Here is a 17,889-nt window from a genome sequence, read left to right as displayed (position 1 = left end):
AAAGCTATTTTTAGAAAAGATTCCTTATTACTTGAAGCTAACCACTTTGCGCCACAACCTTTTTTACGATGTTCAAGAAGTAACTCCTTCAAAATAAGTCTAAACTATTCAAAAATGTGAGCAGCAATTTCTGGTAATTTATTCTTATTTATCGGGACTGGACACTTCTTTCACAATTTTTTTAAATGTACATCCAAAACAAACTTACTTTGATTGCTAATAAAATAGGATTTTGAAAATTCAAATGCTCGTCCTTTTTGATCGTAACCAATTTGCTCAATCACCAATACAGCATCATTTTTTTTGATTTTTAAAGAGGCACTAACTTCTTCATTTGCTTGGTCTGCATAAACAATTCGACGCGCATCAACCAGCTGCAACTTGGCTTCATGCCCTAGATAATCATAGACAGATCCTTGCAGTATTTCTTCGGTGATAGGTGCGATTGCAACAGGCATAACAACATGTTCAAAACTATAATACTGACCATTCAATAAACGGACACGCTTAAATTCATAGACAGGGTCTGTTTTATTTAAAGATAAATTTTGCTGTTCTTCTTCTGTAGGCAAACGCGCGTCAAAAAATAAAATATTACTTTTGATTTCTTGATCACGATGAGAGTAAGTTACCCCAACTGGCAGATCTAAAGGGAGTAATTCACTTGTATTATTTTCAATTGTTGGACGAATATATGTACCAGATCCTTGCTTACTAAATATTAATCCCTCGTTTTCTAATAAAGATAGTGCTTTTTTTAACGTAATACGAGAAACATCATATTTTTCTGCAAAAAATTCTTGGGTAGGCAATAAAGTCCCAGCACGATAATGATTTGTTAGAATATCACGCTTGATATCTGAATAAATTTCACGGTATTTATACAATTTGTAAACCTCACTCTTTATTATTTGTATACACATTTTAATATAAAATAGATAATTTGTATATATAATTATGAAATTAAATGTTTACAAATTATCTTAGTTGTATATAATTAAATCAGAAAACGTTTTCTCTAAAAAGTAGAAAAGGGAGTATTACTATGAAATTTGATGTACAAAAACTTCAAGAACCATTGTTAAAAGTTTCAGCTTGGGTTGAAGGCAATACTATTTTACAAGCTGTAAAAAATGCGTTTGTCCGCACCATCCCGTTTACTGTTGTTGGCTCATTTTCAAATTTAATTAAAATGCAGATCGATGCGTTGATTAAAAATCAAGGAATCGATAATGCGATTTTAACAAATATCAGTAATTTATTTGGTTACTTAGGAAATGCTACATTAGGAATCGTTGCTATTATTGTTGTTTTTTCTTCAGCTTATTCTTATGCAATTGAACTAAAACATAAAGAAAAAAATGAACGTTTAAATCCGATTATTGCAACATTACTTGCGTTATCTGCTTACTTTGTAATGGTACCAAATAATGTGAATTATCTCGACTCTAAGGCGGAAATTATCGAAGGATTTGCTTCTTCTTTCTTCAGTTATGAAGGAATGTTTACTGCGTTGATTGTTGGAATGATTGCCGTTGCTTTATTTGCTCGGTTTACACGAAGCAAATTTACAATCAAGATGCCTGGAAATGTCCCACAAAATGTTTTTGATTCCTTCTTCTCATTGATTCCAATCAGTGAAGTATTATTGATTTTTGGTGTTCTTCGCATTGTAATCCAATCATTAGGATATGTTTCATTGTTACAAATGATTTCTGAAGTATTGATTAAACCACTGTTGACTGTTGGAACAGGATTGCCTGCAATCATTATTGTCATTTTATTACAACAAATTTTATGGTTCTTAGGATTACATGGTTTTAATATTGTTTGGGGAGTTGTTTCCGCATTTTGGTTACCAGTTTTCTTAGAAAATGTTGCCAAATTTGCAGAAACACAAAGTTTTGCTGGCATTTCAATTGCACCAAACACAATGACGAATGTCTATGCAATGATTGGTGGTTCAGGGGCAACCTTTGGCTTGATCATCGCCATGTTGATTTTTACGAGAAAAGGTGAGAAAGAACGAGAAGTTGCTAAATTAGCATTGATTCCTGGATGCTTTGGTATTAATGAACCAGTTATTTTTGGATTACCAATTGTTTTAAATCCATTGATGTTTATTCCGTGGATTGTTGTACCAATTGTCAATGCAGTAATTGCCTATGTGGTGACTTCACTTGGCTGGGTCGTACCATTAGTTGTTTTGAATTCAGGAAATGAACCAATTTTTATTAGCACTTGGGTCTTAGGCGCATTCCATATCAGTCCAGTAATCTTGACTTTTGTATTGGTTGTCTTAGACATCATTATGTATGCACCTTTTGTCATTTTGAATCAACGACAAGAACGAGCAGCCGATCAATTAATGGCGCATTCAGCTGAATAATAACATGAATTGTAGAAGAATAGAGGAGTGGCACGCATGAAAGACATTTACACTGTCGCACATACCCATTGGGATTTTGAATGGTATTTTACCCGTCAAGAAGCACGCGTTCAATTTATTTTCCATATGGATGAAGTTTTGGAAGCTTTAGAAACGAATCAGTTAGATTATTATACGTTAGATGGTCAAATGTCGATCATCGAAGATTATTTAGCTTTATTTCCAGAAAAAGAAGTAGAAATCAAAAAATTTGTGACAGCAGGACGTTTATTTATTGGGCCATGGTTTACACAAATTGATGAAATGACTACCTCAGGTGAATCAATTGTTCGTAATCTAAAAATCGGAATTACAGAAGCAAAAGCACTAGGTGGCGTGATGCGAGTTGGTTATCTTCCAGATTCTTTTGGACAAGGACAAGATATGCCCAAAATTTATCAAGGATTTGATATTTCTCATGCATTATTTTGGCGAGGAATGCCAAGAGAAGCGAATACCCGTTATTTTTACTGGTCAAGTAATGATGGTTCAAAAGTCCTAACAGCTAATATTAAAAATGGTTACTATGCTGGTGTGGAATTGGTTGAGCAAAATCAATTTGATGAGCTTGCAGAAAAAATCAGTACACAGACACCGAGTGAGACCCATTTGTTACCTGTTGGTGGCGACCAACGAGCAGTTGACTTTGATTTGAAACAACGAATCAGTTTAGCCAATCAAGAAAGTGAAGAAGCTACTCGATTCATTGAAAGCAACTATCCGGTTTTCTTTAAATCTTTAGAAAACGAATCAGAAAAACTTCCTGAACTTTCTGGAGAATTTATTGAACCATCTGATTCAAAAATTCATCGTGGCATTTATTCTTCTAGATATGATTTGAAACAGGTTTATGATCGATTAGAACGTAGCTTGACTTACCAATTAGAACCACTATCTGTCGTAGCAGCAAATCACGGTATTCCTGTTAAACAAGGACTGATTACCAGTCTATGGAAAATCGTTGCTAGAGGACAAGCTCATGATAGCGCAGGCGGTTGTAATAGCGATAAAACGAATCAAGACATTTATTTGCGTGGGGTTAATGGATTGCAAGAAGCTCAGTCTTGTGTTGACTATTTATTGCGGAAACTAAGTATTTCTTTAAATCACGGACAAGACAATCAAGTTTTTCTTTGGAATCCGTTACCCTTTGAGTTAACAACAATTCGTAAAGTAGCACTTTCAACTAAAACAGCTACTTTTTCATTAGTCGATCAAAAGGGACAACCGGTTGAAGTTGAACTGTTAAGTCAAAAACGAGAAAATGCCGCACTCTTGAGAAGAGATCCTGAGGCAATGAGTGATGAACATTATTATGTGAGTGAAGTAGCAATCGAGTGTACATTACCTTCAATGGGCTGGCTTTGTTTTACGGTCGAAGAAACAACTGCAAGTGTACCACAGCTCACAAAAGCAACGGAGTTAGAAAATGACTGGTATGTTATCCAATTGAAAGAAGGAAAACTGAACCTTTATTCAAAAGAATTGAAGAAATGGTACCATGATTTCTTATGGTTTGAAGACAGTGGCGATGAAGGGGACACGTATGATTATTCGCCAGCGTTTAATGATTGGTTCTTAAAACTTGATTTTTCACAGCATAACCAAGCAATGGTTGAGCAAGGGGACTTGATTAGTCGAATGACGATTGAGGGAGAATGGGCATTACCTTTTGACCTATGTTCACGAAAAGAACAAGTAACAGATGGAACAGTCAGCTATACGATGGTTCTGGAATGCAATAAGCAAACGAACTTGATTGATGTGCATCTAACACTGGATAATCAAGTGCTTGATCATCGCTTACGTTTGATGATTGCAACAAAAACAAAGGCCGTGGTTTCTACAAGTGATACACCATTTGGCATAATAAAACGTCCAATAGAAGAAAAACATTTACCTGATTGGAAAGAAATCGGGTATAAAGAAGAACCGACAAGTATGCGACCAATGTTACATCTTGCCAATCTTCATGATGAAAAAGAAAGCTGGTCATTTTTAACTAGAGGTACGAAAGATTTTCAAGTAATCGATGGCGAAAGGCAGCAATTAGCAATCACTGTTTTCCGTGGTGTGGGCTACTTGGGACGTCCAGATACATTGCGAAGACCCGGAGATGCCTCTGGACTTCAAACAAAAGTTGTTCCAACACCAGATAGCCAATTAGTAGGTACAGTTGTGTTCGAAGGCAGCCTTGTTTTAGATGAATTTTTCGATAGCCAGAAGTTACAAACCAACTATTTAGAAACAACACAAGAAGCACTTGACTATCAGACGCAGGAACTGAATCGTTTTACAACACCAATCCAATATTTCCCAGTCAATCCAAAATCACTTATTGAAGACCCACGTGGAAAAGTAACCATCGATGAACTGACAGTTGTGTTTAGTAGTCTTCAAGCAACGATCGATGGAACAGGGATTGAATTACGTTTGTATAATCCAACAGATGTAGCACAAACAGCACCAGGTAAACTCTCTTTTGATGCACCTACTGAAGTAAAATTACTGAACTTGGAAGGGAAAGTAATTGATTCGGTAAGCGAAAATGTGACTACTTTACCGATGAGTGCTTTCAAGCCAGGTGAAATTCGAACGTATGGCATTTTTTTCAATCAAAAAGAAATGGAGTAGTGACGTGATCAATCAAACAGACTTAATCAATGAAATCCAACAATATGCAATGACTATCAATTTAAAAGATGCAAAAGCAACAAAGTTATTTCAACATGCACTCGTTGATACAATTACGAATACGGTTTCTGTGAGAGAAAATGGCGAAATCTTTGTTGCTACAGGTGATATTCCTGCCATGTGGCTAAGAGATTCAACTTTTCAAGTCTTGCCATATTTAGAAATCGTCCATGAGGTCCCGACAATCAAACAATTGATTCATGGCGTATTGAAGCAACAATTAACGTATATCAAACATGATCCTTATTCTAATGCGTTTAACAAAGAAGTTGGTGGCGGTCATTACAGTAATGACACGTCGAATATTCCAATTTCGCCATTAGTTTGGGAAAGAAAATTTGAAATTGATTCATTATGTGCGCCATTTTTCTTAGCGTTTCATCTCTACAAAAAAACGGGTTATGAAGCACATTTGACTCCTGATTTTTGGGCGGTCGCTGAGTTGGCAATTGACACTTTTATTACGGAACAGCACCATGAATCATCAGATTATCTTTTCCAACGTACAAATTGTCCGCCATCAGATACTTTAGCGAGAGAAGGAAGAGGAACACCGATAAATTATACTGGAATGGTCTGGAGTGGCTTCCGTCCAAGTGATGATGCATGCACTTATGGTTACTTTGTTCCAGGAAATCTATTTATTCTAGTTATCTTGGATCAATTGCTGGAATTATTAGCAGTGAAACCGAAAGAAGACCAAGAAGTATTACGTCAAAAAATCCAGAAATTACAAGAAGACATCTCAAAAGGTGTCCAACAATTTGCTATTTTAAATGACGAAAATGGTGAAAGTTATTATGCATATGAGGTAGATGGTTTAGGAAATCATTTATTTATGGATGATGCAAATGTTCCTAGCTTATTATCTTTACCGTTTTTAGGTTACATGAAAGAAGACAATCCGCTTTATCAAACAACACGCCAGAAAATTTTAAGTAAAGAAAATCCTTATTATTATTCTGGAACCTACTTGGCAGGAATTGGCAGTCCACATACACCACCAAACTATGTCTGGCCAATTTCACTTGCGATGGAAGGCTTGACTTCAACGAATCGTAACTTTGTTGAAGAAAAAATTGATCAAATTGCTAAAAACGACGCTGGAACTTTGCAGTGTCATGAGGGAGTTGATGTGGATAATCCCGAGAATTATACGAGAGAATGGTTTTCTTGGGCGAATATGACGTATTGTGGGTTGGTTTTTCACTATTTGAATTTAGGTGGAAAATGAATAGTTAAATGCTGCTTGACGGAATGTTTTACAGAAAAAGAGGAGAAAATAAAATGAAGAAAATGAAGTTTGGATTTGCTGCACTCGTTTTTTTTGCTATGACACTTTTTATTCCTGTAACAGTTCATGGACAAGAACAAGAACATTCAACACAGACGATGGTTTACTATCGAGCTTGGCGCGATAAAACGATGCACGGGGTCAACACTAGTTTACCTGATGAAAATTGGCTGACAATGGATGATATTCCTTATGGGATCGACATTGTAAACATCTTTAGTTATGTACCAAAAGGGGAAGAAGAAAAAGCAGCACCTTTTTTTAAGGAATTGAAAGAACATTATGTACCTAACCTACATGCACGCGGTGTGAAATTGACCAAGGCAATTGATTATTCAGAATTGCTAAAAGTCCCTTATGCTGGTTCGTTTCCAACAGAACAAGAATTTGATGCGTATGCGAATCAATTATTAGATGAACATGTACGCGCTTATGGTATTGATGGGCTTGATATTGATATGGAAACTTTCCCAAGCGCCACAGACATTGCTCTTTCAGATGGTGTAATCAAAGCATTAGCGAAATACATTGGGCCACTAGCGAATAATGGGACCGTTTTTGTTTACGACACAAATGGTTCCAACTTGGCACCTTTACAAAATGTTGCATCAAGTTTCACTTATTTAGGATACCAACAGTACGGCTCGGATGACACACGAACACAACGCGCAATCAATGATTATACCAATGTCATTGAAAAAGAGCGCTTTATGCCAGGTTTGACATTTCCTGAAGAGCAAGACAACAACCGTTGGTACGACACAAAAGAACCTTATGAAACAAGTAATATCTACAAAGTAGCAAAATTTACCGCAGACCATCAATTATATGGAATGTTTTTATATGCTTTGGATCGAGATGGGCGAACATATAATGAAGATGATTTGAATCATGTTGTGCCGTCAAACTTTTTATGGACAAAAACGGCTATTTTGCAAGCAAAAGGATTTACTTTAGAACAAGCGAAAAATATTGCGATTCATCATTGGAACCGAGTAAGTGAAGAAGGACCAATAAAAAATTCAGTCCTAGAAAAAATCAATTCTGCGCAATCTATTTATGAAGTGAACAAAGTATTACTAGGATCAAGTAATGATTTCGTAAATGACGGTGCAAGTATCACCTATGATCCAATTTATGAATTAACACTTATGAAATAAAAAATAAAGGTATGGCAACTACTCGCCATACCTTTATTTTTTTGCTATTTAGCTAGTGTCTTTGCAATTTCCTCAGTTCCTTCAGAAAGAACAATTGTCTTTCGCGAAAAAGCGGAAGTATCTACTAATTGGCTTAAAAATGCAGCAACTGTTTGCCGACTGATTGTTTTAGCAGCTTGTTCACCAGGCGCAGTTAATTGAATGTGTGAAACTTTTTCTTCGTTGGTCAAAGTAACTGGTTGAATAATCACATAATCTAAAGTCGTTTGATTTTTCAACCACTCATCAGCATAATGTTTTGTAATGTAGTAGTCGATCATTGAATCGGGCCAGTTTGCTGGATTATCTGCAAAAACAGCACTAATCATCAGGTAACGTTTCACTGCAGATTGTTCTGCTGCACGAATAGTTTTGATTGCACCGTCAAGGTCGACTTGTAATAAGTTCTTTCCTTGAGAGCCAGCTGCAAAAATAACTGTATCGATTTCTTTAAAAGTGTTGCTCATTTCTTCTACTGTCCAAGTCAAATCAAATGAAACGTAAGTAACGTTATTTGCTTCAACGAGTGATTGTTTGGCAACATTACGAACACCAGCAGTAACTTGGTGGTCAGTCTTTGCAAGGTCTTCGATTAAATGGCGACCAATTTGACCACTGGCACCGACAACAAAAATGTTCATAGGAATCTTCCTTTCAGTTCAATTTCTTTCGCACCCATAGTAACACGAAGTTATTTAAATGTTCAGTGTTAACCCTTGGAAGGGAATGAAAAAGAAAGATAATATATCAAAGTAGAAAATGAGTTGAATAGTCTAAGAATGTTAGTCTAGACTTAATTTGGAGCCAACAAACTAATAAACTGATATTTATATAAAGTCTAGCAAATTTTCAGTATCCTCTCTGCGTAATTTAATTCTTTCTGACTATGAAATATTACCTTATAATGTGAGTTATTTAATTATAAAAGTAATAGCTGTATGCTATATTTTTTTGTAAACGTTTACGAAAAATATAGGAGAGTGTTAAAATGAAAAAAGTTAAACTAATTATTACGATGTTGTCTTGTATGTTGCTACTGAGTATATTAGCCCCAGGTACTTCTCAAGTTATCTATGCTTCAGAAAATGATGATAGTATAGAAACAAATAAAATGTTTCAACCAGAGAAGATAACCATACTTGACTCAAATAATTTTTACAAAGCATTTGTTAATGAAATCAATAGTCCAGAAATGAAAGAACAAATAGCTTTTCACGAAGAATCACAAAAAACGATAGACTTGATTCAATCACTTATAGTAAAATATGATGGTGCTGAAGTCAAAATGTGCTATGCAGTTCAAACTCTAGGTGATTATATAGTACCATTAGGTAATGGATGGTCAGAAAAATTTGTGAATGGTGGTATTAATGAGTACGCAACCACTAAGGCAGGTTTAGCAAACTTAAGAGATTATTTAGGCGGTGCCGCTGTAGGATTTGCTGTGAATGGGGCAGCCTATGGAGCGGTAATTGGTGGAGTTATGGGGGCTGTCGTCGGTGTTATTATTGGAGCTGGGATATTAAGTAATCGTTGTAATCAAGGACAGGCTGACATTAAAGCTATGATTAATAAAGGTAGAACAAAAGGTGGTGTTCGACTGACGTTAACAGCAGAATTTCCCATTTGTAGCCTTGATTCACAAACACAATGTGCTATCTGATAATGTAATGATTATAAGATAGCTGATAGGAGTTTACGTATATGTTTCCGATGAGAAATTTTCTGATCTTTTCGACTGTTTTTGTAGTAATATTGCTGTTTATAAAATACTATAAAAATAATCGAAGAAAATAGTTTTCGACTATTTGGAAAGTAACTATTAAAAATCAAATACATAATGAACAATAAAAAAATGGGAGTAAAGTTAATCATCTTTGAGTTTCACCGCTAAAGACGGTGGCAAAGACATTACTATATCAAAAAGAAGTAGCTAGTCGTCTCGCTAAAGTGACGGCTATTTCTTTTTGTCGTTTTTAAGCACAGCCATAATCAAACCAATCAATGCGATGGTAAACATACCAAAGCCGAGAATGATTTGAATTGTTTCATATGCGGACAAAAAGGTTACTCCTTTCGTAGCGTCCAGTACTTACATTCATAAGCACCACCACCTTTCGAAAAGTAACCACCGTCATTCAACTTCACTGTCAAATTTGATTATAGCATAAGCCTTCCTAAACATAAGTAAATGTTTGGGAAGGCTTTCTTTTTTTTTGCTTTATTTTGTTTAATGAATGTGAGAAAAGCTAGACTAACCATTCAGGGTGATCGTTTTTGAAGCTGAACGCTTGGAACCACAACCTTATTCACGGTGTTCAAGAAGTAACTCCTGCAAAATAAGCCCAAATTACTCAAAAATTTGAGAAACAATTTCTGGTAATTTATTCTTATTTATTGGAGCTGGGCACTTCTTTTACAACCTCATACACGGTGTTCCCCAAGCAACTTCTCGAAATAATTCATAACTGTCCAAAAATATGGAAAGCTATTTTTGTCAGTTGCTCATTATTTTTTCGAAGCTGAACGCTTGGAGCCACAACCTTTTTTTACAATTCTTGCGTAGGGTTCGTCTTAACCAATTTAAGCAATACACTTGCTACACCAGCAGTAGCAAGTCCCGCAACAATTGCCTCAGGAACACCACTAGTAAAGATCACAGCCAGAATCGCTGAATAGACTGCATTGGTATTTGCACCAATTACTTGCGCATAATCTTGTTGGAATAAAAAATAAATCAAATTCATAACTAAAATCGTATTTGTAAGTGAACCGGCTAATCCTGCGATAAATAATGCGACAGGCGAAGTGTTTCTCTTAGAAAAACGTTTGAATCCCATATAAACAAAATAGGGAACGATTCCAATCAAAATTCGTGGAATAAACACAACTAACAATGCCTTCCAGCTACCTTGAGTAGTACCAATTACAGGGACTAAAGGTGAAAACACAAAGGAAAGTGGTGTTTGAATAATTGTGCTACGAATTAAGCTGATGAAGCCAAAAACGCCACCAAGGAATGCACCCAATCTTGGTCCTAAAACAATTGAAGCGATAATGACTGGGATGTGCATCGTTGTTGCGTTGATTGGGCCAATCGGAATAAATCCAAGTGGTGTGACTGCTAATAAAATCAGAATGGCTAAAAACATTGCGGTTAAAGTGAAATTTTTAGTGTTTTTCATCACTTTTCCTCCTCTACGTTGTTCGCTGATTCAAATGTAATAACACTTGATCAATAATTATTTGGACTTCTGCCAAGGCACCTTTACCAAAGTCACCACAAGCTAGTAGCGATTCTCTTGGCTCGATTTCTTGATAACCAACGGATTTCAAAGCAGCTAAGTTTCGCTGATTGATTGGATTTGTGTACATCGTTGTATTCATGGCTGGCGCAATCAATTTAGGTGTTTTTTCAGGCAAAGCAAGTGCAACAGTAGACAATAGATCATCTGCAATTCCATTTGCTAGCTTGCCGATGATATTCGCTGTTGCCGGAGCAACTAAAAAGAGGTCAGCTTGTTTTGCTAGTTCAATATGGTTGATTACTTTAGGATTTGCTTCTTGCATGACATCTGTATGGATTGGACGTTTGGCTAAAGATTGTAAAGTTAATGGTGTAATGAAATGGGTACTACTTTCAGTCATGATGACTTCGACTTGATAACCTAACTTCATTAATTGGTTAGTGATATCTGCACTTTTATAGGCAGAGATACTTCCAGAAATGCCAAGTAGAACAGTTTTCATTTAATCATCTCCTCTATTTTTTTGAACATTTGCGACAATCAGGTCTGCAATTTCTTTTTTCGTAAAAGCTTCAGCAAGGGTTCCATCTGCTGCGAGTAAGTATCCATGATGATGTTCTTGTGAAATTTCGGTTAAGTCATTGGCTAAAATAAAATCAGTTTGATTTTTCACCAAGCTCTGTTGTGCAATCTTTAGTAAGTGTTCTTTTGAGACATCCACAAGTAGCTTAAACCCAACAATACACGCAGTAGGTTGCCAATCCCGCAAATAACTAATAATTTTAGGTGTTTTTTCTAAAACAATGACTAATTGATCTGTGTCAGAAGAAATTTTTTTGACAGAGTTGCCGTCAGCTTGCTTTGTTTGAGTCAACCAGTTATCAAAAGAAGTTTCAGTTACTTTATTTGTACCAAAACTTTCGATAAAATGCTCTTTTGACAAACTGAGGCTTGGAGTGAAATCACTGACGGCCATACTATGGATGATTGCGTCATAGGTTTTTGCTTGCAACAATGTTTCTAAAATCGTTAATAAATCATGGGTCGATTCAATCATATGGAGATGAATCGCGTCACTTGGTTCAGGTAACACACTGTTTTTGGTAGTGACATAATCAATGATTGCTTCGGGATTGTTCGAAAAAGCATCTGCAATTTGTTTGCCTAGTCGACCAGTCGAATGATTGGTTATCGCACGTACTTGATCAATTTTTTCCGTAGTGCCACCAGCAGTTATTAAAATGTTCATTCTTTTTCACCTACATGAACTAAAGTTCTTCCTTGATGTGTTCCAGCTAATAATTGAGCAATCGTTTCTGGTAATTGGGTAAGTGAAATTTCTGTGACCAGCAAGTCATCTGTAATTGCTAGTTCTGCCAAGGATTGCCAAATTTTTTCTCGTTGTTCATGGGGAACATTGACGGAGTCGATTCCAATCAACTGAATATTTCGCAAAATAAAAGGTAAGACGGTCGTATTCAATTCAATTCCGCTAGCATTGCCACACAGCGCAGCCGCACCATTATAAGAAATCAAAGGCAAAAGTTGACTCAATTGAGCGCCACCAACCGTGTCAATCACGTAATCAACTGTTTGTTTCGCTAACGGTTTTGTTTTTTCTGGTAAAAAAGTTGTAGGTTGAATAACCTGTGTTGCGCCTAATTTTGTTAGCCAAGATTCAGCAGTTGTTTTTCGAGAAAAAGCAGTGATAGTTGTAAAACCTAATTTATGCAGCAAAGCGATTGCCACACTACCCACGCCACCTGAAGCACCGGTAACTAATACGTGATTCGTTGGTTTCATTCCTTGTTCTAACAACGCATTTACTGCAAGAGCAGCAGTAAATCCAGCTGTTCCTAAAATCATTGCTTGACGTGTACTTAATCGTTCAGGTAACTTAACTAGCCATTCACTTGGAACCGCTTGATATTGACTGTAACCACCGGGGTGAGTAACACCTAGTCCATAACCAGTAACTAAAACTTTTTCACCGGGCGAGAATTGTTCAGTTGAACTTTTGATAACAGTTCCAGCTAAATCAATGCCAGGTGTCATCGGGTAAGTCCGAATCACATTTCCAGATTCGCTACTAGCCAAAGCATCTTTATAATTAACATCTGAATAAGCAACTTCAACAAGTACTTCATTGTCTGCTAGTTCAATGGGTTCTTGTTCAATAATCTTTGCTTGAAATGTTGGATCCTTTGTTACTTGAAAAGCTTTAAAAGTTTCCATAATAAAATGAAACCTCCCTCAAAATTTTCTTATATCATACCATAAACGCATCATTTTTTTTGGAGTTCTTTCTCTAAGCTTTTTATAAAAAATGAGGAATGCATTCTGAAAAAAATTTTCTATGCTGTAGTTGTAAAATTATTTTTTTCCCGCATTCTTTTTTCTCCAAAAAAATAAACAGAAAGGGTTGCGTTTTTTGTCAAAATTCGTATACTAATACAGGTGATTGTAAACTTTAAGTTTACTATTAGAAAACTTCTGAAGGAGGAAAAAATGGAAATCGGGGAAAAGTTACGAAATTTACGAATTCAAAAGAACTTGACACAAGAAGAACTTGGCGAGCGGACAGATTTATCAAAAGGCTATATTTCTCAATTAGAAAGAGACTTGAGTTCGCCATCAATGGAAACTTTTTTTTCCATACTTGAAGTCTTGGGTGTCTCACCAGAAGAATTTTTCCGCCAAGAAGCATCAAGTTTGCAAATCGTTTATTCAGCAGAAGATCATACGATTTATTTTGATGAAGAAAACGGTTATGAATTAGAATGGTTAGTTTCTGATTCAAATGAAAAAGAAATGGAACCAGTTCTCTTGACGTTTGAGTCAGCTGGTGAGTATAAGACATTTGAACCTTCTTTATCCGAAACGTTTATTTTTGTGTTAGAAGGGGAGTTAGAGTTAACCTTAGGTGAGAAGAGTTATTTTGCAAAAGCAGGTCAATCTGTTTATTATCAAGCGACAAAACAACATCAGTTGAGAAATCATTTGACGACCAAGACGAAAGTATTGATTGTTGCGACAAAATCGTATTTATAAATTGGAGGTATGAAGAAGTGGGGAACCCAATTATTGCGTTTGATCGAGTAGTGAAACGCTATGACGATGAAACAATTTTAAAAAAGGTTAGTTTTGAAATTGAGCAAGGGAAATTTTATACATTGTTAGGGCCTTCGGGATGTGGGAAAACAACGATTTTACGAATTATCGCTGGTTTTACGGAAGCCACTGAAGGAGATATTTATTTTGAAGGGAAACGACTGAACGATCTTCCCGCAAACAAACGTCAAGTAAATACGGTTTTTCAAGACTATGCGTTATTTCCTCATATGAACGTCTTTGATAATGTTGCTTTTGGATTACAAATTAAAAAAATGCCTAAAAATGAAATTCGAAAAAAAGTGACGGATGCGTTAAGAATGGTTCAGCTTCCTGGGTACGAAACGAGAGAAATCAGTGAAATGTCTGGAGGACAAAGACAGCGTGTTGCGATCGCACGCGCCATTGTTAATGAGCCAAAAGTCTTGTTACTTGATGAGCCATTATCTGCTTTGGATTTAAAACTACGAACAGATATGCAATATGAATTACGTGAATTGCAACAACGTTTAGGAATCACTTTTATTTTTGTAACACATGATCAAGAAGAAGCTTTGGCAATGAGTGACGAAATTTTTGTTATGAATAAAGGCAAAATTGTTCAAAGTGGTACACCAGTGGACATTTATGATGAGCCGATTAATCATTTTGTTGCTGATTTTGTTGGAGAAAGTAATATTGTTGATGGCGTGATGATTGAGGACAACTTAGTCGAATTTGTTGGGAAACAATTTGAGTGTGTAGATGGTGGAATGCGTGCCAATGAACCAGTTGAAGTCGTTTTACGCCCAGAAGATTTGAATATTACGACACCAGACAAAGGAAAATTAGTTGTTACCGTAGACACACAGCTGTTCCGTGGCGTACACTATGAAATTATTTGTTTTGATGAACAACACAATGAATGGATGGTTCATTCAACGAAGAAAGCTAAAGAAGGAAGTAAAGTAGGTCTTTCTTTTGAACCAGAAGATATCCATGTTATGCGTTTCAACGAATCAGAGGAAGACTTTGATGCACGATTAGAAAGCTATGAAGAGTAAGGGGGCTGTGTAATGAAAACAATGCGGAGAATTTATTCAGTCCCTTATATGTTGTGGCTAGGATTATTTGTAATTGCGCCAGTTATCATGATTATTTATCAATCGTTTTTTGACATGAATGGGCACTTCACCTTAGCCAACTACGCTACGTACTTTACCTCAGGAACGTATCTTTGGATGACCTTTAACTCTGTCTGGTATGCGTTTTTGATTACAGTTTTTGCGTTACTAATTAGTTATCCAACAGCTTATTTTTTGACCAAATTGAAACATAAACAATTGTGGCTGATGCTGATTATTTTGCCAACGTGGGTCAACTTACTGCTGAAAGCTTATGCATTTATTGGTATTTTTAGCATCAATGGAAGTATCAATCAGTTTTTTGACTTCATTGGTATTGGCACGAAACAAATTTTATTTACCGATGTGAGTTTCTTATTTGTTGCGACTTATATTGAGATTCCCTTTATGATCATGCCAATTTTTAACGCGCTAGAAGAGTTGAATCCATCGTTAATTAGTGCGAGCCGTGATTTAGGTGCAAATAATCTAGAAACATTTCGTCGCGTGATTTTTCCTTTGTCTTTAAATGGTGTGAAAAGTGGGGTCCAAGCAGTCTTTATTCCTTCACTTTCTTTATTCATGTTGACGCGACTGATTGGAGGAAACCGTGTGATCACTTTGGGGACAGCAATTGAGCAACACTTTTTGGTCACCCAAAATTGGGGAATGGGTTCGACGATCGGTGTTATTTTGATTATTGCGATGTTCGTGGTCATGCTTTTAACCGGTGAGAAGAAAAAAGGAGGGCGATCTTGATGAAAAAATTCAAGTGGTCATATGTTTATCTAGCCATTGTTTTTTTATTGTTGTATTTGCCAATCTTTTATTTGATTTTCTACTCCTTTAATGATGGCGGCTCTATGACAAGTTTTACTGGCTTTACTTGGGAAAATTACCAAGCAGTTTTTGAAGACACGCGTTTGATTATTATTGTATTAAATACATTCATGCTTGCCTTTTTATCTGCATTGTTAGCTACGATTATCGGGACGTTTGGTGCAATGGGGATCTATTACACGAAAAAAAGAAGTTCACGCACAGCTTTGTTGAGTATGAATAATATTTTATTGGTTTCACCAGATGTAATTATTGGTGCCAGTTTTTTGATTTTTTTCACTTTACTGGGCTTTGGTTTAGGATTCCAAAGCGTGTTACTTTCGCATATTGCGTTTAGTATTCCGATTGTGGTACTGATGGTGCTACCAAAGTTACAAGAAATGAACGATTCGATGGTTGATGCCGCACGCGATTTAGGCGCAAATAATTTTCAGGTAGTAAAAAATATCATTTTACCTTTTCTTTCTCCGGGAATCATTGCGGGGTATTTCATGGCGTTTACCTATTCATTAGATGATTTTGCTGTGACCTTCTTTGTTACAGGGAATGGGTTTACTACCTTATCAGTAGAGATTTATTCTCGTGCACGCCAAGGAATTAGCTTAGAAATCAATGCGTTGAGTGCGCTCGTTTTCTTGTTCTCGATGATTCTAGTGATTGGCTATTATTTTATTAGTAAAGAAAATAGTCCCAAACGAGGTAAAAAAAATCGTCGAGTACGTGAGGAGGTGGCAAAACTACAATGAAAAACTTGCAATCCTTATTTTTTGGTATCGTGATGATTATTGTTGTTTTGTTATTCGGCGTTCATCAATTGGAAAAATCAAGTGGCATGACCAATGCCAAAATTTTAACGATTTACAACTGGGGCGACTATATCGATCCTAGTTTGTTGACTAAATTTGAAAAAGAATATGGTTATAAAGTCAACTACGAAACATTTGACTCAAATGAAGCGATGTTTACGAAAATCCAACAAGGTGGAACGAATTACGATATCGCGATTCCAAGTGAATACATGATTCAAAAAATGATTAAGGAAGAATTACTGTTGCCACTGGATCACTCCAAAATCACAGGGTTGAACAATATCAATCCACGATTTTTAGATTTGGCTTTTGATGAAGGAAATAAATACTCGGTTCCTTATTTTTGGGGAACTTTGGGGATTGTTTACAATGATAAGTTTTTAAATGCTGGACAAATGCAACATTGGGACGATTTATGGCGACCAGAAGTGAAAGATAGCTTGATGTTGATTGATGGTGCCAGAGAAGTGATGGGACTTTCTTTAAATAGTTTGGGTTATTCCTTGAATAGTAAAAATCTTTCAGAGTTACAAGAAGCTGCAGACAAATTAAATCAGCTAACCCCAAATGTCAAAGCAATCGTAGCGGATGAAATCAAAATGTACATGATTAATGAAGAAGCATCCGTTGCTGTAACTTTCTCAGGAGAAGCAGCCGACATGATGTCAGAAAACGACCATTTGCATTATGTTATTCCCACAGAAGGTTCAAACTTATGGTTTGATAACATTGTGATGCCAAAGACCGCAAAGAATACGGAAGGCGCGTACGATTTTATCAATTTTATGCTTAAACCAGAAAATGCAGCACAAAATGCAGAATATATTGGCTATTCAACACCGAATGCTGCAGCAGAAAAATTATTACCAAAAGAAATTTCCGGGGATGAACAATTCTATCCATCAGATGAAACGATTGCTCATCTAGAAGTCTATGAAAATCTTGGTCCGAAATATTTGGGTATCTACAATGATTTATTTTTGGAATTCAAGATGTACAGGAGATAATGGTAAAACTCAGTAAGAATGGGGATTTATCAACGTTCTAAAGAGCTAAAAATCGTCCTTTTTCTATCTGAGTTTTCCAATTTTCTACCAAAAGCGTCTTTTTAGGCGCTTTTTTTGTGTTATTTTATCTTTTCTACCAGTAATTTTATACCAGAC

General features: G+C 36.1%; 17 protein-coding genes. 10 read left to right on the top strand and 7 right to left on the bottom strand.

The annotated features are described in order from the left end of the window. Positions 1–170: 170 nt before the first annotated feature. Complete coding sequence (locus AB3I20_RS07520) at positions 171–887, bottom strand: GntR family transcriptional regulator (RefSeq protein WP_071868815.1); 717 nt, start codon at positions 885–887, stop codon at positions 171–173. 158 nt (positions 888–1,045) lie between these two features. Here AB3I20_RS07520 and AB3I20_RS07515 point away from each other — a divergent pair, with 158 nt between their 5' ends. From AB3I20_RS07515 to AB3I20_RS07500, 4 genes are read left to right on the top strand one after another with little or no spacing between them, the layout of a single operon-like run. Continuing rightward, a complete protein-coding gene (locus AB3I20_RS07515; protein WP_067481531.1) occupies positions 1,046–2,389 on the top strand; it encodes a PTS sugar transporter subunit IIC in 1,344 nt (447 codons plus the stop codon). 36 nt (positions 2,390–2,425) lie between these two features. After that, the gene (locus AB3I20_RS07510) at positions 2,426–5,062 is read left to right on the top strand and encodes a glycoside hydrolase family 38 C-terminal domain-containing protein (RefSeq protein WP_071868816.1); all 2,637 of its coding nucleotides are present in this window, start codon (positions 2,426–2,428) and stop codon (positions 5,060–5,062) included. A 49-nt stretch (positions 5,063–5,111) separates the two neighbouring features. Further along, on the top strand, positions 5,112–6,356 hold the full coding sequence (locus tag AB3I20_RS07505; protein ID WP_244897522.1) for a glycoside hydrolase family 125 protein: 1,245 nt from the start codon (positions 5,112–5,114) through the stop codon (positions 6,354–6,356). Between the two features lie 53 nt (positions 6,357–6,409). Beyond that, complete coding sequence (locus AB3I20_RS07500; RefSeq protein ID WP_270344662.1) at positions 6,410–7,576, top strand: endoglycosidase; 1,167 nt, start codon at positions 6,410–6,412, stop codon at positions 7,574–7,576. Positions 7,577–7,620: 44 nt separating this feature from the next. Here the strand turns inward: AB3I20_RS07500 and AB3I20_RS07495 are convergent, their stop codons facing one another. Next, a complete protein-coding gene (locus tag AB3I20_RS07495) occupies positions 7,621–8,256 on the bottom strand; it encodes an SDR family oxidoreductase (protein WP_368027142.1) in 636 nt (211 codons plus the stop codon). 347 nt (positions 8,257–8,603) lie between these two features. Here AB3I20_RS07495 and AB3I20_RS07490 point away from each other — a divergent pair, with 347 nt between their 5' ends. Continuing rightward, positions 8,604–9,278 carry a glycine zipper family protein gene (locus tag AB3I20_RS07490; protein WP_368027141.1) on the top strand — a complete coding sequence of 225 codons (675 nt, stop codon included), beginning with the start codon at positions 8,604–8,606 and terminating at the stop codon, positions 9,276–9,278. Between the two features lie 294 nt (positions 9,279–9,572). Here AB3I20_RS07490 and AB3I20_RS07485 read toward each other — a convergent pair whose 3' ends face one another. The 5 genes from AB3I20_RS07485 to AB3I20_RS07465 all read right to left on the bottom strand — a co-directional run bounded on the left by AB3I20_RS07485 (position 9,573) and on the right by AB3I20_RS07465 (position 13,098). After that, positions 9,573–9,704, bottom strand: a complete 132-nt coding sequence (locus tag AB3I20_RS07485) for a putative holin-like toxin (RefSeq protein ID WP_071868819.1) — start codon at positions 9,702–9,704, stop codon at positions 9,573–9,575. A 460-nt stretch (positions 9,705–10,164) separates the two neighbouring features. Continuing rightward, positions 10,165–10,800 (bottom strand): ECF transporter S component, encoded by a 636-nt coding sequence (locus AB3I20_RS07480; protein ID WP_067481541.1) that lies wholly within the window; start codon positions 10,798–10,800, stop codon positions 10,165–10,167. A gap of 13 nt (positions 10,801–10,813) precedes the next feature. After that, positions 10,814–11,365 carry a phosphopantothenoylcysteine decarboxylase gene (coaC, locus tag AB3I20_RS07475; protein ID WP_071868821.1) on the bottom strand — a complete coding sequence of 184 codons (552 nt, stop codon included), beginning with the start codon at positions 11,363–11,365 and terminating at the stop codon, positions 10,814–10,816. Beyond that, on the bottom strand, positions 11,366–12,112 hold the full coding sequence (locus AB3I20_RS07470; RefSeq protein WP_071868822.1) for a phosphopantothenate--cysteine ligase: 747 nt from the start codon (positions 12,110–12,112) through the stop codon (positions 11,366–11,368). Further along, positions 12,109–13,098, bottom strand: coding sequence for an acryloyl-CoA reductase (locus tag AB3I20_RS07465; protein WP_071868823.1), 990 nt, complete (start codon positions 13,096–13,098; stop codon positions 12,109–12,111). The genes AB3I20_RS07470 and AB3I20_RS07465 overlap by 4 nt, the downstream gene beginning before the upstream one ends. Positions 13,099–13,371: 273 nt before the next feature. Between AB3I20_RS07465 and AB3I20_RS07460 the strand changes: the two genes are divergently transcribed. From AB3I20_RS07460 to AB3I20_RS07440, 5 genes are read left to right on the top strand one after another with little or no spacing between them, the layout of a single operon-like run. Next, entirely contained in the window at positions 13,372–13,914 is a 543-nt protein-coding gene (locus AB3I20_RS07460) for a helix-turn-helix domain-containing protein (protein ID WP_067481550.1), read from the top strand. 17 nt (positions 13,915–13,931) lie between these two features. Further along, positions 13,932–15,017 carry an ABC transporter ATP-binding protein gene (locus AB3I20_RS07455; RefSeq protein ID WP_075491831.1) on the top strand — a complete coding sequence of 362 codons (1,086 nt, stop codon included), beginning with the start codon at positions 13,932–13,934 and terminating at the stop codon, positions 15,015–15,017. Positions 15,018–15,029: 12 nt separating this feature from the next. Beyond that, positions 15,030–15,836, top strand: a complete 807-nt coding sequence (locus tag AB3I20_RS07450; RefSeq protein WP_067481552.1) for an ABC transporter permease — start codon at positions 15,030–15,032, stop codon at positions 15,834–15,836. Further along, positions 15,836–16,663 carry an ABC transporter permease gene (locus tag AB3I20_RS07445; RefSeq protein WP_067481553.1) on the top strand — a complete coding sequence of 276 codons (828 nt, stop codon included), beginning with the start codon at positions 15,836–15,838 and terminating at the stop codon, positions 16,661–16,663. The genes AB3I20_RS07450 and AB3I20_RS07445 overlap by 1 nt, the downstream gene beginning before the upstream one ends. Next, a complete protein-coding gene (locus AB3I20_RS07440; protein WP_071868825.1) occupies positions 16,660–17,733 on the top strand; it encodes an ABC transporter substrate-binding protein in 1,074 nt (357 codons plus the stop codon). Before AB3I20_RS07445 ends, AB3I20_RS07440 begins: the two co-directional genes overlap by 4 nt. Positions 17,734–17,889: the final 156 nt, after the last annotated feature.

Origin of the sequence: Enterococcus sp. C50 (assembly GCF_040887505.1) — a bacterium.
Lineage (GTDB): Bacteria > Bacillota > Bacilli > Lactobacillales > Enterococcaceae > Enterococcus_B > Enterococcus_B thailandicus.
The sequence above is the reverse complement of the archived record's forward strand: the minus strand, read 5'-3'. Positions and strand labels throughout refer to the sequence as shown.

Excerpts from the sequence above, each read along its gene's own strand:
- AB3I20_RS07515 (WP_067481531.1), top strand. The coding sequence starts at position 1,046 with ATGAAATTTGATGTACAAAAACTTCAAGAACCATTGTTAAAAGTTTCA.
- AB3I20_RS07510 (WP_071868816.1), top strand. The coding sequence starts at position 2,426 with ATGAAAGACATTTACACTGTCGCACATACCCATTGGGATTTTGAATGG.
- AB3I20_RS07505 (WP_244897522.1), top strand. The coding sequence starts at position 5,112 with ATGACTATCAATTTAAAAGATGCAAAAGCAACAAAGTTATTTCAACAT.
- AB3I20_RS07500 (WP_270344662.1), top strand. The coding sequence starts at position 6,410 with ATGAAGAAAATGAAGTTTGGATTTGCTGCACTCGTTTTTTTTGCTATG.
- AB3I20_RS07495 (WP_368027142.1), bottom strand. The coding sequence starts at position 8,256 with ATGAACATTTTTGTTGTCGGTGCCAGTGGTCAAATTGGTCGCCATTTA.
- AB3I20_RS07490 (WP_368027141.1), top strand. The coding sequence starts at position 8,604 with ATGAAAAAAGTTAAACTAATTATTACGATGTTGTCTTGTATGTTGCTA.
- AB3I20_RS07480 (WP_067481541.1), bottom strand. The coding sequence starts at position 10,800 with ATGAAAAACACTAAAAATTTCACTTTAACCGCAATGTTTTTAGCCATT.
- coaC (WP_071868821.1), bottom strand. The coding sequence starts at position 11,365 with ATGAAAACTGTTCTACTTGGCATTTCTGGAAGTATCTCTGCCTATAAA.
- AB3I20_RS07470 (WP_071868822.1), bottom strand. The coding sequence starts at position 12,112 with ATGAACATTTTAATAACTGCTGGTGGCACTACGGAAAAAATTGATCAA.
- AB3I20_RS07465 (WP_071868823.1), bottom strand. The coding sequence starts at position 13,098 with ATGGAAACTTTTAAAGCTTTTCAAGTAACAAAGGATCCAACATTTCAA.
- AB3I20_RS07460 (WP_067481550.1), top strand. The coding sequence starts at position 13,372 with ATGGAAATCGGGGAAAAGTTACGAAATTTACGAATTCAAAAGAACTTG.
- AB3I20_RS07450 (WP_067481552.1), top strand. The coding sequence starts at position 15,030 with ATGAAAACAATGCGGAGAATTTATTCAGTCCCTTATATGTTGTGGCTA.
- AB3I20_RS07445 (WP_067481553.1), top strand. The coding sequence starts at position 15,836 with ATGAAAAAATTCAAGTGGTCATATGTTTATCTAGCCATTGTTTTTTTA.
- AB3I20_RS07440 (WP_071868825.1), top strand. The coding sequence starts at position 16,660 with ATGAAAAACTTGCAATCCTTATTTTTTGGTATCGTGATGATTATTGTT.